Source organism: Roseibium sp. MMSF_3412 (genome assembly GCF_030733265.1).
Taxonomy (GTDB): Bacteria; Pseudomonadota; Alphaproteobacteria; order Rhizobiales; family Stappiaceae; genus Roseibium.
Genome location: NZ_JASHJI010000004.1, coordinates 76,981 through 101,324, shown reverse-complemented (window position 1 = coordinate 101,324; position 24,344 = coordinate 76,981). Strand labels below are relative to the sequence as shown.

Sequence of the window (24,344 nt, the reverse complement as noted above, 5' to 3'; positions counted from 1 at the left end):
AGACAAGACGTGGATGGCGGTTGAAAGCGAGAGTGCTGAGAATATTGTCCAGCCTGATCCGTCCAGCGGATCGGAACGCTCACGCTTGCGCCGCCTCGGCAACAAGCGTATCCGCCGCAGGCTTTTCAGTCAGATAGGTCGCATTTTCGGGACCTATGTCCTGTCGTCGCTGACACGCAGGATCATCGCGATCAATCTGGTCGGCCTGCTCGCGCTCGTGATCGGCATCCTTTATCTCAACCAGTTTCGCGCGGGCCTGATCGACGCGCGGGTGCAGAGCCTTCTGACCCAGGGCGAGATCATCGCCGGAGCAATTGCCGCTTCCGCGACCGTTGACACCGGCACCATCACCGTCGATCCGGAGCGCCTGCTTCAATTGCAGGCCGGCGAAAGCATCACGCCGACGGTCGATGATCTGGACAGCCTTGACTTCCCCATCAATCCGGAGCGCGTCGGACCGGTCCTGCGGCGTCTGATCTCGCCGACCAAGACACGCGCCCGCATCTACGACCCGGAAGGCATTCTAATTCTCGACTCGCGGCATCTTTATTCCAGCGCGCAGATCCTTCGCTTCGATCTGCCGCCGCCGACCGCCGAGGAAACAGGTTTCTGGGATTCCGCCTGGCAGTGGACCAAGCGCTGGCTCTCTCAAGGCGACCTGCCGCTTTACCAGGAAGTCGGCGGCGGCGACGGGCGTGCCTATCCGGAAGTGGAAGCGGCGCTTGCCGGTTCGCCGGCAAGCGTGACCCGGATCTCCCAGCGCGGCGAGTTGATCGTTTCCGTTGCCGTGCCGATCCAGCGGTTCAGGGCCGTCCTCGGGTCGCTGCTTCTGTCCACGCAGGGCGGTGATATCGACGCCATCGTGCGTGCCGAAAGAATAGCCATCATTCGCGTCTTCCTGTTCGCCGCGACCGTAACAATCCTTCTGTCGATCCTGCTCGCCGGGGCCATCGCAGGACCGGTGCGGCGTCTGGCCGCCGCGGCAGACCGTGTCCGCCGCGGGTCCAATTCACGCGAGGAGATCCCCGACTTCTCGGACCGCCAGGACGAGATAGGACACCTCGCGCGCGCGTTCAGGGAGATGACCAACGCGCTTTACAACAAGATCGACGCGATCGAGAAATTCGCGGCCGACGTGGCACACGAACTCAAGAACCCGCTGACCTCGCTCAGAAGCGCAGTCGAGACATTGCCGCTTGCCAAGACAAAGGCCTCGCAGGACAGGCTCATGGAAGTCATCCAGCACGACGTCCGCCGTCTCGACCGTCTGATCAGCGACATCTCCGACGCATCGCGGTTGGATGCCGAACTCGCGCGCATTCAGTCCGAAACCATCGACCTTGCCGAATTGCTGCGCAACATGGCCGACGCCGTCAACCAGAGGACCGGACCCGAGGAGACCAAGGTCAAGCTGACGGTCGCAGACGCGCCGGGCCACAAGCCCTACCAGGTGCAGGGGCACGACATCCGCCTCGGTCAGGTGATCAGCAACCTGCTGGACAACGCACGCTCGTTCTCGCCGGACGAAGGAACGGTGCGCGTGGATCTTGCGCGCGAAGGCCGCAGTATCCGGATCACGGTTGATGATGACGGACCGGGCATCAGGGCGGAAAACACGGAGCGCATTTTCGAAAGGTTCTACACGGACCGCCCCGACGGAGAAGGCTTCGGCAACAATTCCGGACTTGGATTGTCGATTTCAAGACAGATCATCGAAGCCCATGGCGGATCGATTTCCGCGACAAACCGGAAAGAGATGGACAGCGACGGCGAAACGGTGATTGTCGGCGCCCGTTTCACAATCTATCTGCCTGCCGGAACTGGCAAGTGACGACACAGGCGGTCCATGCCAATTGCCTGGTTGTCGGCACGCGGGGCATCGTCATTCGAGGCAGATCCGGCAGCGGCAAGTCGGAACTGACCGACATCTTGATCGAAGCGGCAAAAAACAAGGGCAATCTCGGTCTTCTGGTTGCTGACGACCGCGTCTATCTGTCGTCCTGCCATGGTCAGCTTGCCGCGCGGGCGCCGGAAACCATCGCCGGGCTTCTGGAAGTGCGCGGCAAGGGGCTGGTCAAGACGGCGTTCCTGCCCGTGGCGAAGGTCCATTTGCTCGTTGATCTGAAACCGGCAGATACGATCGAGCGGCTTCCGGAAGGCGGTGTCGGGTCAGAGAACATAGACGGTTTGCCGGTTCCCCTGTGTGCGTGCCCCGAGAACCGGCCATGGGAAAGCATAAGACGTATCCGCTGGTGCCTCAGACACCTGTTTCGGGGCATGCCGGATTACATTTAGCGCGAGCGCCGCGTTTTTTGCTTGCAACTGGTTAACCGGTTGAAGAGAGTGCATCAGACTGATAGAGCCATGGTCCGCCCAGGGCACAGGAAAACGATAGTCAGGCTGAAGACCGAATGATCGGACTAGTACTCGTTACGCACGGACGTCTCGCTGAAGAATTCAAGGCGGCGCTGGAGCATGTCGTCGGTCCCCAGGAGCAGATCGAGACCATTTCCATTGGCCCTGATGACGACATGGAACAAAGACGGCAGGACATCTTGTCGGCTGTCGAAGCCGCCAATTCCGGAGATGGTGTCGTCCTTCTGACCGACATGTTCGGAGGCACGCCGTCAAACCTTGCGATCTCGGTCATGGACAGCAAGTCCGTCGAAGTGGTGGCGGGCGTCAATCTGCCCATGCTGATCAAGCTTGCCAGCGTGCGCGCTGACAGGGAACTTGCAGATGCCGTCGACGAGGCCCGCCAGGCCGGTCAGAAATATATTTCAGTCGCAAGTCAGGTGCTGTCGGGACAGAATTGAAACGAATAGGACAGCATTGGATTTGATTGAAAAAGACCTGACAATCGTCAACCGCCGCGGACTTCACGCACGCGCTTCAGCCAAACTGGTCAAACTTGTCGAAACCTTCGAAGCCGACGTACAGGTATCGAAGGATGGCCAGACCGTTGGCGGAACGTCGATCATGGGGCTGATGATGCTCGCCGCAAGCCCGGGATGTTGCATCCGTGTCTGTGTCAGCGGTACCGATGCCGATGCAGCCCTGACGGCGATTTCCGAACTTGTTGAAAGCGGGTTTGGCGAGACAGACTGATAGTTTTTAGATCTGTCGGCTGCATCACGCGATCCGATGTTGCGTGGAGCCGGCAGGGGATATTGAACCAGGGCCGCGTATTGCATCTTTGAAGGACGATCATGGCAAGCCAATCCGGTGACCGAACCATTGCCGCAGCCCGCGCTGCACTTGGCCATATTCACGAGGCGCTGGACCTGGAATTCGGGTTCGAGCTTTGGGACGGCAGCCGCATACCGGAAGACATGGGTGCCGACGCTCTGCGGATCGCCGTCGCTCCGGCAGCATTGACAAAATTGCTGCGCAGCCCGCGCATAAAGACCGTGGTCGACCTCTATTCGACCGGCGAAATCGACCCGCGCGGCGGCACCATCTTCGATTTCGCGGAAAAGCGGCCGAAGCTGAAAAGCCGGGAACTGCGCAAGCGGCTGAACAAGTTTCTCCTGATGAAGAACGCCGCATCGCTGTTTCTGGGAGCAGGAAAGCCGGCGGCACGGGAACAGGAAGACGGCCTCGATGCGGGCGCGGTAGCCGATAGAGGGTCGGGCAGCCGCAAGGACGACATCGCGTTTCACTACGACGTGTCGAACGATTTCTACAAGCTCTTCCTCGATCCGGAGATGGTCTACACCTGCGCCTATTTCAGGGATTGGTCCAACGATCTGGCGACAGCACAGAAAGACAAGCTGGACATGATCTGCCGGAAACTCCGCCTGAAACCCGGCGACCGGATGCTCGATATCGGCTGCGGCTGGGGCGCACTCATCTGCCACGCCGCCGAGCACTACGGCGTTACGGCCGTGGGCGTGACCCTGGCCGAAGAGCAGCTCAAACTCGCACGCGACCGGATCGAGGAGCGCGGGCTGCAGGACAAGGTGTCCGTGGAACTGATCGACTATCGCGACATGAAGGGTGAGAAGTTCGACAAGATCTCCTCGATCGGCATGTTCGAAGCCGTCGGCCTGGACAACTACGACAACTACTTTCAAAGCGTGCATCGTCTGCTGAAGCCGCGCGGGATCTATCTGCACCACGCGATCACGCGGCGCGGCAAGAAGGATCTGAACAAGTTCCGCCGCAAGAAGCCGGAATACCAGGCACTGGTCCGCTACATTTTCCCGGGCGGTGAGGTCGATCACATTGGCTGGACCCTGACCAATCTGGAATCCCACGGGTTCGAAGTTCATGACGTGGAAGCCTGGCGGGAGCACTACGCGAGAACGACCCGGCTCTGGGCGGAGAACCTGATGGCGGTCAGGGAGGCCGCAATCGCGGATATCGGCGAACAGAAATACCGGCTTTGGCTGGCCTATCTGTGCGGCGTTTCGCTCGGCTTCGAGCGCGGCTCGATCGGCATTTTCCAGACAGTGGCATCGCGCAGAACCAAGGGACCGTCCGGCCTGCCGCCGTCCCGCGAAGACCTTTACCGGTAAGATGACACCTTCTAAAGAAATGATATAAAGAATTCTTTATATCTTTATTGCATGAAGTGGTCCTCGGCGCTATAACCGCGCCAACGGCTTCCGGCATGCTCCGGAAACCGGCTTTCGGCTGCCGTCTCCATCGGCTTTCTGCGATGGGCACGAAAAGCGGCTGCATACACCAGGCCGGCGTAATCAGCTGGGTTCAATTGCAGGACATTTTCATGACCGACTACATCGTCAAAGACATCGGGCTCGCAGACTGGGGCCGCACCGAAATCGAGATCGCCGAACACGAAATGCCGGGTCTCATGGCATGCCGCGAAGAATTCGGCGACGCCAAACCGCTCAAGGGTGCCCGCATTGCCGGGTCTCTGCACATGACCATCCAGACGGCTGTCCTGATCGAAACGCTGGTGGCACTGGGTGCGGAAGTGCGCTGGGCGTCCTGCAACATCTTTTCCACGCAGGACCAGGCAGCTGCCGCGATCGCCGCAGCCGGCATTCCGGTTTTCGCCATAAAAGGCGAGACGCTGGAAGAGTACTGGGACTATGCCGACAAGATCTTCGACTTCGCCGACGGCGCGAACATGATCCTCGATGATGGCGGCGATGCAACGCTGTATATTCTGATGGGTGCACGGGTCGAGGCAGGTGAAACCGGTCTGATCGAAGATCCGCAGTCCGAGGAAGAGGAATGCCTGTTTGCTCAGATCAAGAAGCGCATGGCATCGCATCCGGGCTGGTTCACGAAACAACGTGACCTGATCCAGGGTGTTTCGGAAGAAACCACGACCGGCGTGTTGCGTCTTTATGAAATGCAGAAAAACGGTCAGCTGCCGTTCCCGGCGATCAACGTCAACGACAGCGTCACCAAGTCCAAGTTTGACAACCGCTACGGCTGCCGTGAATCCCTCGTCGACGGCATCCGCCGCGGCACGGACGTCATGATGTCCGGCAAGGTTGCCGTTGTCTGCGGCTATGGTGATGTCGGCAAGGGCTCTGCCCAGTCGCTGGCCGGTTCCGGTGCGCGCGTGATCGTCACGGAAATCGACCCGATCTGCGCGCTGCAGGCGTCGATGGACGGTTACGAGGTGAAAACCATCGAACAGGCGCTGCCGGAAGGCGACATCTATGTCACCGCGACCGGCAACAAGGACATCATCACCCTGGACCACATGCGCGGCATGAAAGACATGGCGATCGTCTGCAACATCGGTCACTTCGACAACGAGATCCAGGTTGCCGCGCTGAAGAACTTCAAGTGGCGCCCGGTCAAGGACCAGGTCGACATGGTTGAGTTCCCCGACGGCAAGCGGATGATCCTGCTGTCGCAGGGGCGCCTGGTAAACCTCGGCAACGCGACGGGCCATCCGAGCTTCGTCATGTCCGCGAGCTTTACCAACCAGGTTCTGGCGCAGATCGAACTCTACACCAAGGGTGATCAGTACAAGAACGAGGTCTATGTCCTTCCGAAGCATCTCGACGAAAAAGTCGCCCGGCTTCACCTCGAGAAACTCGGCGTCACGTTAACCGAATTGACGGACAACCAATCCGATTATCTGGGGATTAATAAGACTGGTCCGTTCAAGTCGGAGCACTACAAGTACTGATTTGCGAATTCACGGCCACTACATGTAGTGATGGCCGTGATTCGACCATGTGAACAAAAAAATGCAGAACCCTTCAATTTGAAGGGTTCTGTTAACTTTTCGGTTACGGACTCTTCTGCGTGATTCTCAAAAAGGTTATGGTTGAAACGAATCAGAGGCCAGGAGGCAAATGTCTCTGATTTGCTCCCAGAAACCGGGGGCTGCACCCGCATAGCGGGATTGGCGGCGTAAGGGGATCAGGAAATGCCGAAAGGCGGCAGGGACGACGTGCGTTTTGGCGCGTCGTGGCGAGATCGGAGTCTGAAAACTGTCAAGCTCGGCAGCACTGCGCTTGCCGGCTATGGCTTTATGACGGGTCCGGTTTCCGCGGACATGCTCGCCAATACCTCCGCTGCCATCAATCCCGGTGCCATGATCCTTGTCGGCGCGGTCGGCGGCATGTGCGCCTTCGCCGTCACAGCCGCAATCTCCCTTGTCCGTCACCGCAAGCAATCTGCTCTGGTTACCGCCGCGCTCGAGAAGGAGAAGGCGGACCTCAAGTTCCGCGTCGACCGGCTCGAAGCCATGCTCAACACGGACGAGCAGCGCGTGATTGTCTGGACGGGCAACGGGGCCGTCCCGCAGATCTGGGGTGTTTTGCCGGAAAAGTCCGGCGTGCCGCGTCCTCCTGCGCAATTGCTCGCATTCGGCAGCTGGCTCACCGCAAAATGCGCGGGTGATCTGGAGCGCCATCTCGACATGCTGTTTCGCGTGGGCGAGGCTTTTACCGCAACATTGAAAACGCGGGCAGGCACCTACGTGGAAGCGCTGGGCCGCACGACCGGCGGTGCGGTGGTCCTGAGGTTGCGCGACCTGACCGGCGAACGGCAGATGCAGGCGGAACTTGCCGCGCGCAATGCCAAGATCTCCGGCGAGCTGCACATGCTGCATTCCTTGCTGGATGCCATGCCGGCACCGGCCTGGCAACGGGATTCGGAAGGCAATCTAAGCTGGGCGAATGCTGCATATGCGGAAGCGGTCGAAGTACCGGACGCGGAAAGCGCCGTGAAGGACGGCGTCACCTTCCTGGATGCCGCGGCGCGCACGGCAATGGCTGTTCAGCGCACCGAAGACGGCTGTTTCAGTGCACGCATACCGATTGTCGCATCCGGTGCGCGGCGGGTTTTTGAAGTGACCGATGTCAACGCGAGTGTCGGCGGCGCCGGCATTGCCGTGGACATCAGTGAACTTGAACAGGCGCGTAAGGAACTCGGCCGCGCGGAGGACTATCACGGCCGTACCCTCGATCAGCTTGCCGCCGCCGTTGCGATCTTCGGCAGCGACAGGAAACTCCAGTTCTACAATGCCGCGTTTCGGCAATTGTGGGACCTGGATGACGCCTTCCTGGAAAGCAAGCCGGAGGACGGCACGGTGCTCGACTCGCTGCGCGCGTCGCGCAAGCTGCCCGAACAGGCCGATTACCGTGTCTGGCGCAACAAGATGCTGGAAAGCTATCAGTCGCTTGAGGCACGCGAGAACTGGTGGCACCTGCCCGACGGGCGCACATTGCGTGTCATCGCCAATCCGCATCCACAGGGCGGTGTGACATATATTTACGAGAACTTTACCGAGCGTCTGGATCTGGAAAGTAAGTACAACGCATTGACGCGCGTCCAGGGGGAAACGCTGGACAATCTTTCCGAAGCCGTCGCCGTGTTCGGGTCGGACGGCAAGCTGAGGCTCTGGAACCCGGCGTTCGGACGGATCTGGCAGATCGAGGAAGACCGGCTGGCCGAACTGCCGCACGTCAATGAAGTTGTCGCCGCCTGTACGCTCAGCGAAACGGAAGAGGAAGCCTGGCAGCAGCTCGCCAGAAACGTCACCGGTCTCCTGGACAACCGGACGCACAAGGTCAGCCGCCTGGAGCGCCACAATGGCGACGTGCTCGATTATGCCACGGTGCCCCTGCCGGATGGCGGAACGCTTGTCACCTTTGTTGATGTGACCGACAGCGTGAATGTCGAGCGCGCGCTTCTGGAGAAGAACGACGCGCTGCAGCAGGCAGACCAGATCAAGAACGCCTTCATCCAGCACGTCTCCTACGAACTCCGTTCGCCGCTGACAAACATCATTGGCTTCGCCCAGCTTCTGTCCGATCCGAAATTCGGCGAACTCAGCGAAAAGCAGGGTGAATACGCCGAATACATCCAGTCGTCATCGTCCGCATTGCTCGCGATCATCAACGACATTCTGGATCTGGCGACGCTCGATGCCGGCATCATGGAACTCGATCTCGGCGAGGTTGATGTCGCGTCGACCGTGTCGGCTGCTGTCGAAGGGCTGAAGGACAGGATCGCGGAGGCGCAGATTTCGCTTCGCATGGATGTTCCGGAGAACATCGGTGTGATCGTTGCCGATGAGAAACGTCTGCGGCAGGTTCTGTTCAACCTGATCGCGAATGCGGTCCGGTACTCGGAAGAAAACGGCGTTGTCGATATAAGCTGCAATCGCGACGAGGACTCGGTCACATTTGTTGTGCAGGACCATGGCTACGGTATCCCGGCCGAGGTTCTGAAACAGGTGTTCAACCGGTTTGTCGGCCACGATACCGGCAGCCGGCGGCAGGGCGCCGGCCTTGGTCTTGCGATCGTCAAGAGCTTTGTCGAGCTTCACGGGGGCAGCGTCGATATTCAGTCGGCGGAAGGCAAGGGAACCACGGTCACCTGCGTGTTCCCGTCCCAGCCCGAGTTGACAGATCAGGTCGCCGCCGAATAGCAACAGGACGGCCCATGGCAGAGCATCGGCTGCGGGAGCTTCCTGCGTCATTTCTCAAAGTGGAGACGAAGGACGAGGCGGAGACTCGGTCTTTTGCCGAGGATATCGCCATGATCCTGAAGGCGGGCGACGTTGTCTGCCTCTCCGGAGATCTCGGCGCCGGAAAGTCCACTTTCGCCAGGGCCTTGATCAGGACGCTCGCCGACGACGATCTCCTCGACGTTCCAAGCCCGACATTCACGCTCGTCCAGTCCTACGAGCTGCCGAGGTTCGACCTCGCGCATCTCGATCTTTACCGGCTGGAGGAGCCGGAAGAGATTGAAGAACTGGGTCTTCCCGATCTGCTCCAGTCCGGTGCCGCGCTGATCGAATGGCCTGAAATGGCCGAGGACTTGCTGCCGCAGGACGCGTTGTGGATCCAGATCAGTCAGCCCGATGATGATGATCATGATGAGGGGCGGCGGCGGTTTGATCTATATGCGCAGCAGCAGGCGTGGAGAGACCGGATCGGGCAGACGCGGGACACGCGCGCTTTTCTGCAAGGGGCGGGGTTCACGGGCGTGGCGCGCCGCTTTCTTGCCGGTGACGCATCCTTGCGCACGTTTGAAAGCATTGCCGGAGTGGACGGGAAACGGGTCCTGATGCGCTGGCCGTTTCGCGAAGGCGGGGTGCCCGAGAGCGTGCGCACCTACATGAAGAGCGTTCACCTTGCCGAGGACTGCCGCGCGGTCCTGGCGATCGGCATGGAGTTGCGCAAGCGGGGCATTAGGGCGCCGGAGACGATTGCCGCCGATCCGGAAAAGGGGCTTGTGCTGCTCGAGGATCTCGGGAGGGATACGATTGTCGTCGGGGGAAAGCCCGATCCAGAGCGTTACGAGGCCGCTGTCGAGGTCCTCGCCAGGATGCACAGCCAGACCTGGCCCGGCACCGTCGCGCTGCCGGAAGGCGGCCGTTATGTGTTGCAGCCCTACTCGGACAAGGCCCTGATTGCCGAAGCCTCGCTTTTTCTCGACTGGTATGTGCCAGAAGTGGGCCAGACCCCTGTCGATGCGGCAATGCGGACAGACTTCGAGGCACTCTGGCAACAGAGCCTGGACGGCATCGCCGATGCGCAGCGGGGGTGGGTATTGCGTGATTTCCATTCTCCGAACCTGCTCTGGCAGGAAGGCGCGAGCGGTACCGACCGTATCGGGCTGATCGACCTGCAGGACACGGTGATCGGGCCGGTTGCCTACGATGTTGCCTCGCTTTTGCTCGATGCCCGCACGGATATCGGCACCGATCTGGAAACACGCCTTTACGATGCCTATGTCGGGAAGATGGAAACGCTTTCGCCAGGTTTCGACAGGCAAAGCTTTTCAAGGGCATATTCGGTGATGGCGGCACAACGCATTACCAAGATCCTCGGGATCTTCGTAAGACTGGCACGGCGGGACTCCAAGCCCTCATATTTGAGCCATCTGCCGCGTATGATAGGCTATCTGGACCGGGTATTCGAACGTCCGGGAATGTCCGATTTGAAAGACTGGTATGGGCAATTCCGGCATTGAGCGCGTGTAGCCTGGCAGGAGCAACCGTTTGAGAGACACGATGGAACAACAGCGGTTTCGACCAACAAGGGCAATGATCCTTGCTGCCGGTCTCGGCAAGAGGATGCGGCCCCTGACCGCGACGACGCCCAAGCCGCTGATCGAGGTCAACGGGCAGGCGCTCATTGACCACGGCATGGACCGTCTCGCGGCCGCAGGCGTGAAGACATGCGTCGTCAACGTCCACTATCTCGCCGATCTGGTCGAAGTCCACGTACGCCGCCGCAACGACATGGAAATCCTGATTTCCGACGAGCGCGAAAAACTGCTTGAAACCGGCGGCGGCATCAACAAGGCGCTGTCCCTCCTGGGCGAGGATCCGTTTTTGCAGCTGAATGCGGACACGTGTTACTGGATCGAAGGTGTCAAACCCAACCTGGAACACTTGATCGACGCCTGGGACGGAGACCGGATGGACGCCCTGCTGCTGGTCGCCGAAACGGTGAAATCGGTCGGTTATTCGGGGCGGGGCGACTTTGAACTCGCCAGGGACGGCAGTTTGACGAGACGTTTGGAAAAGGGTGTCACACCCTTTGCCTATGCCGGTGCGGCGATCTTGCATCCGAGGCTCTTCGAAGGGGCGCCGGAGGGGCCGTTCTCCATGAACATCCTGTTCGACCGCGCGATCGAAGCCGGGCGTCTGTTCGGTGTTCAGATGGAAGGTCTCTGGCTGCATATCGGCACCCCGGATGCGATCCGTGCGGCGGAATACGCGGTGCGCGAGAGCGCGGCATAGGGTCAGGACCCCAGTCACCTTATTCTGAAGTTCGCTTCGGAGGCCGCAGGAGCAATGATGCGAACTTCAAATTCACCGCACTAGGAGACAGATGTCCGAGCGACAGCGCCTTTTTTCCGTTCCGCCGTCCGTTCCGTTTCTAGAGACGCTGGTCGATACCCTTGTTGACGGTACCCTTGTACCGGGCTTTCGCCCGCTGGAAGACCCGCACCTGCTGCCGTCCGCAACCATCTATCTGCCGACGCGGCGCTCGGCGCGGTTGCTGCCCGCGATTTTTCAGAAGAAATTCGGCGCAAGGCCTGTGCTGCTCCCCAGGATCAGACCTGTCGGCGACGCAGACGAAGACGTGTTGAGCCTCGGCGCATCGGCGGATCTGGCTCCGCTGCCTCCGGCAATCCCGCTTACCGAGCGCCACCTGACGATGACACGGCTTGTCATGGCCTGGAAAGGAGCGCTCCGGCGCGAAGTCCTGAACCTGCGGCTTGATGAACCTCTTGGCGTACCGGCATCGACAGCCGATGCTGCGTGGCTCGCCGCGGACCTTCTTGCGCTCATGGACGAAATTGAAACGGAAGAAGCGGATTGGTCGCAGCTTGGGTCTCTCGTCCCGGAGGACTTTGCCCGCTACTGGCAAATCACCCTGGATTTCCTCAAGATCGTACAGCAGGCCTGGCCGGCGCATCTGAGCGAGCGGGGGCAGATGGACCCCAAGGCGCGCCGATCTGCACTGATCCGGCGGGAGGCAATGCGGCTTGCCGGTGAAACCTCTGCCGCCCCCGTGATTGTGGCTGGCGTCACGGGCTCGGTTCCGGCGACGGCTGAACTGTTGAAGGTTGTTGCCGGGCTTGAGCGCGGTGCCATCGTTCTGCCCGGTCTGGACCCTCATCTCGATGATCGATCCTGGTCACTCCTTAAGCAGGACGAGAGACCATCCGGATCAGGCCGCGTTGCCGCGCCAAAAGGACCCGCGACACTGCCCTCGCATCCTCAATTCTCTTTCAGGCAGCTTCTGGACAGGCTCGGGGCCACTCGGCCGGATGTTGTCCCGTTGAAGGACCGGATCAGTCCCGATCAATTGCTCCGGGAAAAACTCGTTTCCGAAGCGCTGCGGCCTGCCGACACGTCCGATCAGTGGACGGCCTACCTGGAAGGGACAGATGTGGAAGCCCGGGCGGCTGCGCTTGAAGGTGTCTCGGTCCTGTCGGCGCGAAACGAGGCGGACGAAGCCCTGAGCCTTGCCATTTCCCTGCGCGAAGCCATTGAACGGGGCGAAAGCGCAGCACTCATTTCACCTGACAGGATGCTCACCCGCCGTGTGGCTGCGGAACTGACAAGATGGAGCATCCAGGTTGACGACAGTGCGGGACGCCCGCTCGATCAGACGGCCCCTGCGGTGCTGCTGCTGCTGTCAGCGAAACTGGCGCTGAACGGTTGCGAGCCGATCGATCTGCTGGCGCTTTTGAAACATCCGCTTGCGCGCCTCGGTTTGCCTTTCAAGGATATCCGCTCCGCTGCGCGCGCGCTGGAGCGCGGTGTGCTGCGCGGCCCGCGGGCAAGGGCCGGAACCGGCGGTCTGCGGGCTGCCGTGGAGGTGAGCCGGGAGGTGGCGGACACCGCCCACATTCCGCGTTGGAAGAAGGTTCACGAAGGCGACTGGGATGTCATCGCCGATCTGGTCGAAAGACTGGCGACGGCGCTCGCCCCGCTTGAAAGTCTGGCGGAAAGTGCAGAGCCTGTTCCCGTCACGCAACTCGCGCGCTTGCAGGTGGACGTCGTCCAGGCTCTTGCAAGCGACGAGACCGGATCGTTCGACGAACTCTATGCCGGTGAAGCCGGTGAAGCGCTCGCGCAGTTCCTGAACGGCTTTCTGGAAGCCGGGGCAAGCGGTCTGGCGATATCGCCGTCGGAATGGCCATCCGTTCTGCCCGCCTTCATGGCGGGACAAGCCGTCCGGCGGCGTTTGCCTGGAGATCAGCGGATCCAGGTCCTCGGCCCGATGGAAGCGCGCCTGCAAAACTTCGATTTTGTTGTTCTGGGGGGACTGAACGAGGGCGTCTGGCCGCAAAGGACGCGCAACGACCCCTGGCTCAACCGTCCGATGAAGCGGGACATCGGCCTCGAACCGCCCGAGCGCCGGCTCGGCGCATCTGCGCATGATTTCACACAAGGGTTGGGTGCTGCACGCGTTCTGCTTTCGCGCAGTGCACGAACGGATGGCGCGCCAACAGTCGCATCCAGGTGGCTGCAACGCCTGACCACGCTGGCCGGGCCGGAGGTGACCCGCGCAATGGAGCAGCGCGGCAGCGTCTATTCACGCCTGGCGGCCCTGGTGGACCAGCCGGCCGGGCCTGTCAGACCGGCGCCGCGTCCAAGTCCGGCACCGCCGCTCGCAGCGCGGCCGCAGTCGCTGTCGATCACGGAAATCGAGCGGCTGATCCGCGATCCCTACGCGATCTTCGCGCGGCACGTTCTGGAGCTTCAGCCGGTCGATCCGATCGGCGGCGAGCCCGGGGCGGCGGACAAGGGCAACCTGATCCATGATGCCCTGGCCCGGTTCCTGTCAACATGGTCCGGGCCTATGGACGAGCGTGCAGTGACGGCGCTGACGCAGATCGGTGAAGAGCTGTTCGAACCGCTGGATGCCTTTCCGGCCATACGCGCCATGTGGTGGCCGAGGTTCCAGAAAATCGCGGCCGGTTTCATCGCGTTTGAAGACCGGCGCGAGCAGGAGATCGACGGCCGGTTTCTGGAGATAGGTGGCGGTGTCGACCTCAGGCTCCCCGGCTTCGCGTTCCGCCTGCGCGGGCGGGCGGACAGGATAGACATTCTGAAGTCTGGCGGGCTTTCGGTTATCGACTACAAGACCGGACAGGTGCCCTCGCAGAAACAGGTGGATGCGCTGCTGTCGCCGCAGCTGTCTCTTGAAGCCGCCATGGTGCGCCGGGCCGGCTTCAAGGGCGTGCCCTCCGACCGGCCCATATCGGAATTGCTCTATCTCCAGCTCAAGGGTGGCGATGAGCCTGTTCTCGAAATCTTGCGCAATCCCAGGGAGAGGGAACTGGAGGAACTGGTCGAGGATGCCTGGACCCGTCTTGAGCAGTTGATTGCCCACTATTTCAATCCGGAAACCGGCTATCTTTCCCGTGCCCGTGTGATGCGCGGGCGCGCGCTGGACGGCGACTACGACCATCTTGCCCGTGCGCAGGAATGGGCGCTCGGCGGTGAGGAGACGCAATGAGCGGTTTCCAGATCCCGGAGCTGACGCGGCAGCGCCAGGACCTGGCGTCCCGGCCGCGTGCATCCGCCTGGGTGAGCGCCAATGCCGGCTCCGGCAAGACATTCGTCCTGTCGCGCCGCGTGGTCCGGTTGCTGTTGGACGGCACCGACCCTGGCCGCATTCTGGCGCTGACCTTCACCAAGGCAGCTGCTGCGGAAATGGCGACCCGTGTCTTCAGGATCCTGGGCGACTGGGTGACGATGTCCGATGACGCTCTGGCGGCCGAGCTGCAGGCGATTGAGGGCCGCAGGCCGGAGGCCTCCAGGCTTGCCATGGCAAGACGGCAATTCGCACGAGCCCTCGAGACGCCGGGCGGTCTCAAGATCCAGACCATTCACGGCTTTTGCGAGGCCCTGCTGCACCAGTTTCCGCTCGAGGCCAACGTGGCCGGGCACTTCTCCGTGCTTGACGACCGCGTCGCCGCCGAGTTGATGGCCGAAGCGCTCGGCGGTGTGCTGCACACGGCTGAATTGGAACCGGAAAGCCCTCTCGGCCAGGCGCTCGCGTCGGTGATCGATCTCATGAGTGACGGCGGTGTCCAAAAGGCGCTGGAAGAGGTGATCCGCGACCGCGATTCATTCCGCCGCTGGACCTTTGACGCCGGTGGCTTTGAAGCCGCGCTCGCGGAGCTCGCCGGGTTGCTGGATGTGTCGCCGTCGGACCGGCTTTCTGATTTCGATACGCGGTTCATGGAAACGTGCCCGCTGGATCTGAACATGTGCCTGAGTTTCCGCGAAGCGCTGATGACCGGCGGCAAGACGGACCAGAAACGGGGCGAAGACCTTGTCAGTGCAAGGCGGCTGAAAGACCCGGTCCTCTTCCGGGAGGCATGGCAATCGATCTTCCTGACCTCGAAACTGGACCCGCGAAAGTCCCTGGCGACCAAGAAACTCGCGTCGGACTTCCCCGACATGGCCGATGCTCTGCTGGCCGAGCAGGTCAGGTTGCTGGCGGAACTGGACGCGCGGCGGAAAATCGTGACCTATCAGGGAACGGCCTCGCTGTTGCGCCTCGCCGAAGCGGTTATCTCCTGCTATGAGCGCGCCAAGACCGGGCGTGGATTTCTGGACTTCGAAGACCTTGTCGTGAAGTCCGCGACCTTGCTGCAAAAGTCCGATGCCGCGCTTTGGGTCCAATACAAGCTGGATCAGGGACTTGATCATATTCTCGTCGACGAAGCCCAGGACACAAGCCCGCGCCAATGGGACGTCGTGACGTCGCTTGCTTCGGAATTCTTTGCCGGAACCGGGGCGCACGAACGCACCCGGACGCTTTTTGCCGTCGGCGACGAGAAGCAGTCGATCTATTCCTTTCAGGGCGCGGTGCCGGCCTATTTCGATGCGATGCGCCGGGCCTTTTCAAGCAGGGCGGAAGCCGCGGAACAGGAGTTCCACTCCGTCAACCTTCAGCTTTCCTTCCGCTCCACTCCGGACGTTCTGGGAGCGGTCGACAAGGTCTTTCAGGACGAAAGCGCTCATCGCGGCCTGTCTCAGGACGTGAGCGCGCCGGTACATGAAGCGATCCGGCGCGATCCCGGCATTGTTGATCTGTGGCCCCTCGAAACTGACGCGGAAACGGAAGAACCGGAAGACTGGCGTTTGCCGATCGATCACATCGGGTCGGGCAGCCCCATGCTCAAGGTTGCCCGCAAGGTCGCTGCCGGGATCTCCGCGTGGGTCCGCAGCGGTCAGGCCGATCCGGGTGACGTCATGATCCTGGTCCGCAAGCGCGGTCCCTTTGTGGATGCGCTCAACCGGGAACTCAAGGCGCTCGATATTCCGACGGCAGGTAGCGACCGGCTTGTTCTGACCGAGCACATTGCCGTTCAGGACCTGACCGCACTCGGTCGTTTCATGCTGCTGCCCGAAGACGATCTGTCGCTCGCGGCCGTTCTGAAGAGCCCGATATTCGGGCTCTCGGACGGCGATCTTGTCGAGATCGCACGCGAAACGGACGAAAAGGCACGGCCGGGCACACTCTGGCAAATGCTGGTGAAACGCTCGGAAACCGAGGAGAAGTGGCAGTCGGTCCGCGCCCGTCTGGAAGACTGGCGCGCACGGGCCGACTTCGTTCCGCCTTACGAGTTCTTTGCACGGCTTCTTGGCCCGGATGGCGGACGCAAGGCTTTCCGGGCGCGTCTCGGTGTTGAGGTAGATGACGTTCTGGACGAGTTTCTGGCGCTGACCACCGCTTACGAACAGGCCGGAACACCCGGGCTGGAAGGGTTTCTGGCCTGGCTGGCCGCCGCACCGACGGAAATCAAGCGGGAACTCACCAACACCAAGGGCATGGTCCGGATCATGACCGTTCACGGGTCCAAGGGACTGGAGGCGCGGATCGTGGTGCTTGTCGATCCGGGCGCAGCACCCGTTAGCGCCATTCATGACCCGGCCTTTCTGCCGCACAGGCGACTGGACAATGATCTGCTTCCACCGGCACTCGTGTGGTTGCCTCCCAAGGTCGACCGGACGCCCTGGCACGATGCCGCCGTTGAAGAATTGCGGGCCGCGCAGGCTGAAGAATACAGACGGCTTTTGTACGTGGCGCTGACACGTGCGGAAGATCGCCTGATCGTGTGCGGCTGGGAACCAAAGCGCGGACAGCATGAGGAGTGCTGGTATGCACTCGTGGAGCGGGCGCTGAAGCCTGGCGCAAAGGAGCTGAGGGACAAAAACGGCGATGTTGTCGGCTGGCGCTGGCAGATGCGGGATGCGGGGGAAGAAGCATCGTCACATGCAGCGAAACCATCTCAGCCGCAGGATGGAGCGAGGCCGGCGGACCTGCCGGACTGGCTGCTGACGCCGGTTGTGCCCCTTCCAAAGAAGAAACGGTTGCAGCCTTCAAAAGCCTTCGAGGATCTGGAGGTCAAGGACGGGATCGAGCCGGTTCCCGCACCTGCAAGGCTCTTGGGCAATACCCGGCCCGCATCCTGGCCGTTGGAGCGGGGTCGCCTGGTACACCGGTTGCTGGAACTCCTGCCCGCGATACCAGAGGAAGAGCGCCTGGCATCGGCGGAAAGGTTTCTGCAACAGGAGTTGAAACCCGAATTCACCGGTTATGCCGGACGGCTTCTGGATGAGGTTGGAGCGATCCTGCAATCTGATGACTTCGCACCGTTGTTCAGGGGGGCCACGCAGGCGGAAGTACCTGTGGTGGGTTCGATTCGCGCCAGCGATGGAACGGAAGTGGATGTGTCCGGACAGATCGACTGGTTGCTTGTTGAGGATAACCGGGTTGTGATTGTGGATTACAAGACCAATTTCAATCCGCCTGAAACCGTGGACGCCGTTCCGCTTGAATACCGGGCGCAGCTCAGCGTTTACAGGGAATTGCTGCGCCAGATCTATCCGGACCGCGATGTTTCTGCCTGCCTCCTTTGGACGTCGACACCATCATTGATGGAAATTCCCTCCGAGATTCTCGATCGCACGCTTGCCTCGCTCAAACCGGATGGCACTTCGGCTTGACGACCGGCCTGACGGTACCTACGTTCGGGCCAACAGACACGCTTGCATCGGGTAGGCGTGACACATCGAACCACGAGATCTTGATATGGCAACCACCCAAGTTACCGATGCTTCCTTCGAAGCCGAAGTTCTGAAATCCGATGGCCCTGTCGTCGTCGACTTCTGGGCCGAATGGTGCGGTCCGTGTAAAATGATTGCACCCGCTCTTGAGGAAATCTCCGACGAGATGGACGGTGCGGTGAAGATCACCAAGCTCAACATCGACGAGAACCAGGACATGGCCATGAAATACGGCGTCCGGTCAATTCCGATGCTGATCCTGTTCAAGGATGGAGAGCCGATGGCAACCCAGGTGGGTGCAGCACCGAAAGGCAAGCTCGCCGACTGGATCAAGAGCGCCATCTGACCCCATCTTCAGGCGGCTGCCCGGCTGCGGATCATGAGGACGCATCCGGCGGATAAGCGATGGCTTGTCCGCCGATTTGCTTTGAATTCTCCGCGACCGGTCTTATAAGCATCCGCAATCAGATTGAGCCGAACGGAACATCTATGAGTGACGAGAACAAAAACCCGGAAGAACAGCCGACGGATCCGGCACAGGAAGCAGAAGCCGCTGCAGCGCAGGCGGATGCTCCCGAGGCTGCGGTCGATCCTGTCGAGGTGCTGACAACCGAAAACGCGGAGCTCAAGGACCGGGCTCTGCGCACGATGGCGGAAATGGAAAATTTGCGCCGCCGCACCGAAAAGGAAATCAAGGACGCGCGCCAATATGCCGTCTCCGGATTTGCACGCGACATGCTGACGGTTTCCGACAACTTGCGCCGGGCACTGGAAGCCCTGCCGGAGGAAGACCGCAAGAACGCCGATGCGGGCGTGGCGGCGCTTGTCGACGGCGTTGAAATGATCGAGCGCGACCTGCTCAATCAGCTCGAGAAGAACGGCGTTCGCAAGCTGGAGCCGGAAGGCCAGAAATTCGATCCGAACTTCCATCAGGCAATGTTCGAGGTGCCGAACACCGAGGTGCCGAACAACACTGTCGTTCAGGTCGTTCAGGCGGGCTATGTCATTGGCGAGCGCGTGCTGCGTCCGGCCATGGTTGGCGTTTCAAAAGGTGGCCCGAAGGAGGCTCCTCAGGCGACCGCCAACGGTGAGGCGGGTCAGACGGTCGACAAGAACGCTTGACGCGAAACCCTTTGAACTCTTTTGTTGAAAGCCGCTCCCGAAGGCTTCCGGAGCGGCTTTTTGTTGGAGGCTGCAATGCTGCTTCAACTGCTCGACTACCTGGGCGTCGCCGTGTTCGCGGTCACGGGCGGCATTGTTGCCTCCCGCAAACAGCTCGACTTCATAGCGCTGCTCTTCTTCGCGACCGTGACCGGGATCGGCGGCGGCACGCTGCGCGACCTGATGCTGGGGGTGCCGGTCTTCTGGGTTGAGAACGAGGCCTACCTGCTCGTATGTCTCTTCGTCAGTATTGCCGTCTGGTTCTTCGCCCGCCTGATCGAGCGGTTGAACAAACCGCTCAGATGGGCCGATGCCGTCGGCATATCGGCCTATTCGGTGATGGGGGCGGCAAAGGCCATGTCCGTTGGGGACACGGTGCTGGTCGCCGTCCTGATGGGCGTCGCCACGGCGACCTTCGGCGGTGTCATCCGCGACACGATCGCGGGCGAAGCGTCTTCAATCGTCAAGCCGGAGATTTATGTCAGCGCCGCTTTTGCCGGCGCGGGAAGCTATGTGCTGCTCACCATGCTCGCGGTTCCGCAGCTTGCTGCGGCCGGGTTTGCAGCACTTACCGCGCTGCTGCTGCGCGGTGGCGCCATCCAGAGAGGCTGGACCCTGCCGGGTTATGGGCGGCCGCGTTCCTGAATGCGCTTCGGTTTACGCGCTGCGGACCCCATTCGGGTGTCAGGCAGGATGGTGGACCGGGCTCTTTTGCCTCCTGGCGCGGTAGCGTCACCTTCGCGGCAGGAAGCACCACGGCGGATGCGCCGTGTCGCCGGCGCCAATGAAGCCTCGCTCGGATGATCCGGATTTGTCGGGAAATGTCTGTTGTCTTGAACCTGCTTAAAAAAACAAAGCCGGTTCCTGAGGAACCGGCTTTTTGTTTCTCCTAGAAGACAAGCCCCGACGTGGCTGAGACATAAAAAATCAGGCCAATCGATATTGCTGGTAGGCTTGCCGAATAGGCAAGTGTCGTCAGCATTGTTCTGCTCCTTTGCAAAACGCTATGGGGAAGCGTTGGACGCTCTGCCTTATCCGGCAAATCAGCTGAAAAACGCTTCGAAACTCTCCCCTCTGCTGCGTAGTAATGTGGTGTCTCGCGGGGCAAGTTCCAGATCTCAGGATCTCAAAAAAACGTGTGCTGCTAGTGCGTAGTCCTCAAGACCGGTTTTTGCGCTCGGCAGAAAGAGGGTTCTCTGGCCGTAGTAACGCCGTCCCGCCTTGCTGCCCTTTGCAAGTTCGAACAGGTCTGCAGCCCACTCCAGATCCGGGTTTGGAGGTGCCGACATGTCGGAGGAAAACAGGCGCGCTTCCTCCAGGAATGCGGACGGAACCGTTGCGCTCGTATCCAGGACGTCGACATGGCAGCCGACGGGCGGATCGAGATAGGTGAGTGCGTGGAACGTCCCGCTGTCGCTGTCCGGGCCGGCGATGCAGATCATGTCCGCGCCCTCCTGGGCCGCATGAAGCTCGGTTGTCTCTCCCAGGCTGACCTTTGCAAGTGACGGCTGGTTCGCCGCTTTCCTGCGTGTCTCCGCCGAGGTTCCGGCAAACAGGATCGATGTCAGGTTCCGTGTCGTGGCGAAAGCAGACAGAACGCGCGGCAGCAGCGGGTTGTCACCGATCACGAGAAGCCGTGCCGTGTCCTCGCGCGAAAGATAGGACGCGGCCAGCGCATGCAGGGCGGCGGTTCGCCATGTGCTCAGCCGCATGCCGTCAATGAGGGCGATCGGTTGCGCGCCGGTGCCGGAAAACAGAATGTAAAGGCTTGAGGAACTCGTCTTTTGTTCCGGCAGCGCAAGGGAAAGACTGCAGCCGACATAGCCGCGCGTGACGTCTCGTTGCTCCGCAAAATTCGTCCAGGCAGGCTGAAAACTGAGTTGGCCTGTCGCCTGGTCGAGGCGTTCTATGTCCTGTTCGGCGACGGTGGGCGCGATCGTGTTGGACCGGAAGGCACGGCGTAGTGTCTCTATGACGTCCCTGTCTTCCAGGCAGGCGTCAATCTCGTCGCTTGAGATAATCCGCATTCATCCGTCCGTACCCTAGGCGGCCGAACGCTTGTCCGGCGCAAGCAGACCTTTTGCATTCGCCGAAGGCTGTGAGGCACCTGTCATTTCGCGGAGCTGATCCGCTTCCTTGTGCCACTTGTCGGCTTCGCGGCGCTTGAGCCGCGCTTCCTTCCGCCAGCGCCCCTGTTTTGCCCATGCACCGAGGCCGCCGACGACAATGCCGACGCCGAGACTTGCAAAGATCACCCAGAAGAGCGGGATGTCGGGAATTGTCAGGCGCGGATCCTGCGGATCGAACGGATTGAGAGCCAGATCGACGGTGTGCCTGTTTGCAACGGACAAGGGCACGAGAACCACCGCGATCGCCAACAGGATCAGGTTCTTGATGAAACGGGTCAAGTCGGTCTCCCCGGACGTGTCAGATCAATGCTCAATTTCGGACGGCGGACCGGCAAGACACACTCAGTCGTCGCCGTGATCGACACCGTCATTCAAACGTATACGCATTTCCTTGCCGGTTTTGAAGAAGGGGACGTGTTTCTCGTCGACTTCCACTTTTTGTCCGGTCCGTGGATTGCGTCCGACCCGGGCGGGTCGGTTCTTGACGGAGAAGGCGCCAAATCCGCGCAATTCAACCCTGTCTCCACGCATGAGGGCCTCGGTGATCTCATCGAGTATCGCATTCACGATATTCTCCACGTCACGCTGGTAGAGATGCGGATTCTGTTCTGCGATATGCTGAACCAGCTCAGATTTGATCATTGAGAGCCCCCTCGCTTACGGTTTTTGTTCTGCCGCGTCTGAAGCCTGCCAAACGGATACGAGCCCGTCAAGCGTAAGGCCTCGAGGAATCAGCCCCTTAGCGTCATTTAAGGGGTTTAAGATGGCAGATCCGATGCCTTTTCCGAATTCTCGTGAGATTCGCGAGGAAAATGGAAGCTCTTCAAGGTTTTCGTTTGTCGTCCAGGTCAGGATCGGCAGATCCTTAGAAACACCCTTTTCGGTTTCCAGCCATTCGACCGCCTTGTCCTCGCCTCCGATGGCATCGACGAGCTTGTTTTCCAGCGCGCTGTGCCCCGTCAGGATGCGTCCGTTGGCCAGATCCTTCGCCGTTGCTTCTTCCAGCTGCCGGCGCTCGGCCACAAGCCCGACAAACCAGGTGTAGGAGTCGTTGACCAGCGTTTGCAGCATCGCGCGCGCCTGCGGCGTTGTTGCCGAATAGAAATCCGGCTCCGCTTTCAGGGGCGCGCTTTTGACGGCTTCCATCTCGACACCGACCGTGTCCAGCAGCTTTTCGAAGTTGCCGAACTGGAACAGGACGCCGATCGACCCGGTGATCGTGTTGTAACGTGCGACGATGTGATCGGAGGAAAGCGCCACCATGTAGCCGGCCGACGTACCGATGGTCCGGATCTCCGCGACCACCGGCTTTTTCTCAGCCAGTTCGCGCAGGGCCTGGTAAAGAGCTTCGCCGCCGGTGGTGCTGCCACCGGGAGAATTGATCGAGATAACCACTCCCTTTACGGCATCCGCCTTTCCGATCTTTTCGATCATCTTGAGCGTTTTCCGGTTCTCCACGATCACACCCTCGATGGGGATGCGGGCAATATGCGCAGAGCGTTTCGACAGGCCCGATACGCCGGACACATATGCCAGACCGCCTATCAGCGCTCCCGCGATAACGATGAAGGTTGCCGCGCGCCAGAACGTTACCTTGCGCCGCAAACGTCTTCTGTCCACGAGCGCGTCAACATCAACAGCCATGTACCGGGCCTCTCCGAACAAGATCTTTTGAAAACCAAGAACCTAAATAGGGTGAGTGTCCTGGAAATTGCAATCGCTTATCGAACTCTGGCACCAGAATGCGGCAGATTGGGGCAGGAAGCAGAATAAATTTTGGGCGGTGTGCCACCTTGCCTCATCCGGACAGCGAAACCAGAAACGCGATCCAGACATAACAGGCCACCAGCGACACCACGGTCACCGGCAGCACAAAGCGGGTGAATTGCCAGAACTGGAACGGTGTCACGCCGTGTTTTTCCGCCTGTTGCACGATGATCACGTTGCTGGCTGCGCTCAGGATGAAGAGGTTCCCCGCCAGGGTCGATATCCCCGACAACAGCATGAGCGTCGGCGTATCGTGTCCTGACAGGAGGTTGAGATAGATCTCGACGAGAGGGACATTCGAGAACACCTGGCTGCCGAAAAACGCGATCGAGGTTACCATCAGCGGCTCACCCAGTTGATCATGCCAGGGGCTCAGCCAGTGTTGCAGGGCGCCGGATTTCAGGACGGCACCCGTGACGATGAACATGGAAACGAAGAAGATCAGCGTGTGCCAATCGACTTCCTTCACCAGCCGGACGCGCTGGTCGGTGAACAGGAAAAGAGGGATCGCCGCAACCAGGCTGAGAACGCCGAGCGGCAGGTCCGGCAGGAACTCGCTCTCATGGGCAATGCTGTCCACAATGACGAGCACGCAAAGCAGACCGGTCGAGACAAGCGCCGGCCAGCTGCGCGCCGACTGTTCGTCCGGTGTGACATGCTCCGGCGCATCTCCCTTCGGTGCCCTGGCGAAGCATATCCAGAACCAGACCAGCGTGAATATGAGGGATATGATCGCGGGAACGGCAAGCCATTCCAGGAAGACGCCAACCGGATTCTGGAAATGGCCGTCGGCGACGATGAGCAGGTTCTGCGGATTTCCGACCGGCGAAAACATGCTGCCGACGGTGACGGAGACGCAAAGCGCGATCAAAGGCAAGGCGGCGGCGATACGCAGGCTGGCCGCGATCGCAATCGCGATCGGCGTCCCGATTGCGGCTGCGGCATCATTTGTCAGAACAGCTGAAATCAGTGTCACGAACACGATGAAATAAAGCAGGATCTTCGGAATGGACCGCTGGTCGGCGCAAATCCAATTGCTGACCCTTTCCGAGATGCCCGAAGCAAACAGCGCGTGCGAGATAGCAAAAACACCAAACAGGTAAGCGATAACGTTCCAGTCGATCGCGCTCAAGGCTTCAGATGGAGATATATTGCCGGTAACGAGCAGGAAAACCGCGCCGGTTGTCATGATCATCCAGATTTTCAACCAGTCAGGCAGCCATTGCCGGATCGCAATGCAGAAGAAGACCAGAATTGAGACAATTAAACTTACAGGCATCTAA

The 24,344-nt window shown here is 60.5% G+C and carries 19 protein-coding genes; 14 read left to right on the top strand and 5 right to left on the bottom strand.

Going from position 1 to position 24,344, the window contains the following annotated elements:
• Positions 1–13 precede the first annotated feature (13 nt).
• From RBB49_RS09350 to RBB49_RS09285, 14 genes are all read left to right on the top strand, one after another.
• Entirely contained in the window at positions 14–1,831 is a 1,818-nt protein-coding gene (locus RBB49_RS09350; RefSeq protein ID WP_306142481.1) for a sensor histidine kinase, read from the top strand.
• Positions 1,828–2,295 carry an HPr kinase/phosphorylase gene (locus tag RBB49_RS09345; RefSeq protein ID WP_306142480.1) on the top strand — a complete coding sequence of 156 codons (468 nt, stop codon included), beginning with the start codon at positions 1,828–1,830 and terminating at the stop codon, positions 2,293–2,295. The genes RBB49_RS09350 and RBB49_RS09345 overlap by 4 nt, the downstream gene beginning before the upstream one ends.
• Positions 2,296–2,411: 116 nt before the next feature.
• Positions 2,412–2,816: a PTS sugar transporter subunit IIA gene (locus RBB49_RS09340; protein ID WP_306142479.1), complete on the top strand. Its 405-nt coding sequence runs from the start codon at positions 2,412–2,414 to the stop codon at positions 2,814–2,816.
• A gap of 22 nt (positions 2,817–2,838) precedes the next feature.
• Positions 2,839–3,108 (top strand): HPr family phosphocarrier protein, encoded by a 270-nt coding sequence (locus RBB49_RS09335; protein WP_306142478.1) that lies wholly within the window; start codon positions 2,839–2,841, stop codon positions 3,106–3,108.
• Between the two features lie 101 nt (positions 3,109–3,209).
• Complete coding sequence (locus RBB49_RS09330; RefSeq protein WP_306142477.1) at positions 3,210–4,520, top strand: class I SAM-dependent methyltransferase; 1,311 nt, start codon at positions 3,210–3,212, stop codon at positions 4,518–4,520.
• A 212-nt stretch (positions 4,521–4,732) separates the two neighbouring features.
• Complete coding sequence (ahcY, locus tag RBB49_RS09325; protein WP_306142476.1) at positions 4,733–6,121, top strand: adenosylhomocysteinase; 1,389 nt, start codon at positions 4,733–4,735, stop codon at positions 6,119–6,121.
• Positions 6,122–6,364: 243 nt separating this feature from the next.
• On the top strand, positions 6,365–8,875 hold the full coding sequence (locus RBB49_RS09320; protein ID WP_306142475.1) for a PAS domain-containing sensor histidine kinase: 2,511 nt from the start codon (positions 6,365–6,367) through the stop codon (positions 8,873–8,875).
• Positions 8,876–8,889: 14 nt separating this feature from the next.
• Positions 8,890–10,425 carry a tRNA (adenosine(37)-N6)-threonylcarbamoyltransferase complex ATPase subunit type 1 TsaE gene (gene tsaE / locus RBB49_RS09315; RefSeq protein WP_306142474.1) on the top strand — a complete coding sequence of 512 codons (1,536 nt, stop codon included), beginning with the start codon at positions 8,890–8,892 and terminating at the stop codon, positions 10,423–10,425.
• A 73-nt stretch (positions 10,426–10,498) separates the two neighbouring features.
• A complete protein-coding gene (locus RBB49_RS09310; RefSeq protein ID WP_306142473.1) occupies positions 10,499–11,200 on the top strand; it encodes a nucleotidyltransferase family protein in 702 nt (233 codons plus the stop codon).
• Between the two features lie 91 nt (positions 11,201–11,291).
• Positions 11,292–14,438 (top strand): double-strand break repair protein AddB, encoded by a 3,147-nt coding sequence (gene addB / locus RBB49_RS09305; protein WP_306142472.1) that lies wholly within the window; start codon positions 11,292–11,294, stop codon positions 14,436–14,438.
• A complete protein-coding gene (addA, locus tag RBB49_RS09300; protein WP_306142471.1) occupies positions 14,435–17,944 on the top strand; it encodes a double-strand break repair helicase AddA in 3,510 nt (1,169 codons plus the stop codon). Before addB ends, addA begins: the two co-directional genes overlap by 4 nt.
• Before the next feature lie 85 nt (positions 17,945–18,029).
• Entirely contained in the window at positions 18,030–18,350 is a 321-nt protein-coding gene (gene trxA / locus RBB49_RS09295; RefSeq protein ID WP_306142470.1) for a thioredoxin, read from the top strand.
• A gap of 143 nt (positions 18,351–18,493) precedes the next feature.
• A complete protein-coding gene (gene grpE / locus RBB49_RS09290) occupies positions 18,494–19,126 on the top strand; it encodes a nucleotide exchange factor GrpE (protein ID WP_306142469.1) in 633 nt (210 codons plus the stop codon).
• A 75-nt stretch (positions 19,127–19,201) separates the two neighbouring features.
• Positions 19,202–19,810 carry a trimeric intracellular cation channel family protein gene (locus RBB49_RS09285; RefSeq protein WP_306142468.1) on the top strand — a complete coding sequence of 203 codons (609 nt, stop codon included), beginning with the start codon at positions 19,202–19,204 and terminating at the stop codon, positions 19,808–19,810.
• 473 nt (positions 19,811–20,283) lie between these two features.
• Here the strand turns inward: RBB49_RS09285 and RBB49_RS09280 are convergent, their stop codons facing one another.
• From RBB49_RS09280 to RBB49_RS09260, 5 genes are all read right to left on the bottom strand, one after another.
• Positions 20,284–21,192: an ornithine cyclodeaminase gene (locus RBB49_RS09280; protein ID WP_306142467.1), complete on the bottom strand. Its 909-nt coding sequence runs from the start codon at positions 21,190–21,192 to the stop codon at positions 20,284–20,286.
• Between the two features lie 15 nt (positions 21,193–21,207).
• Positions 21,208–21,573 carry a lipopolysaccharide assembly protein LapA domain-containing protein gene (locus tag RBB49_RS09275; RefSeq protein WP_306142466.1) on the bottom strand — a complete coding sequence of 122 codons (366 nt, stop codon included), beginning with the start codon at positions 21,571–21,573 and terminating at the stop codon, positions 21,208–21,210.
• Positions 21,574–21,636: 63 nt separating this feature from the next.
• Positions 21,637–21,936 carry an integration host factor subunit beta gene (gene ihfB, locus RBB49_RS09270; protein ID WP_299476276.1) on the bottom strand — a complete coding sequence of 100 codons (300 nt, stop codon included), beginning with the start codon at positions 21,934–21,936 and terminating at the stop codon, positions 21,637–21,639.
• Between the two features lie 15 nt (positions 21,937–21,951).
• Positions 21,952–22,938, bottom strand: coding sequence for a signal peptide peptidase SppA (sppA, locus tag RBB49_RS09265; protein WP_306142465.1), 987 nt, complete (start codon positions 22,936–22,938; stop codon positions 21,952–21,954).
• Between the two features lie 154 nt (positions 22,939–23,092).
• Positions 23,093–24,340: an SLC13 family permease gene (locus RBB49_RS09260; protein ID WP_306142464.1), complete on the bottom strand. Its 1,248-nt coding sequence runs from the start codon at positions 24,338–24,340 to the stop codon at positions 23,093–23,095.
• Between the last annotated feature and the right edge of the window lie 4 nt (positions 24,341–24,344).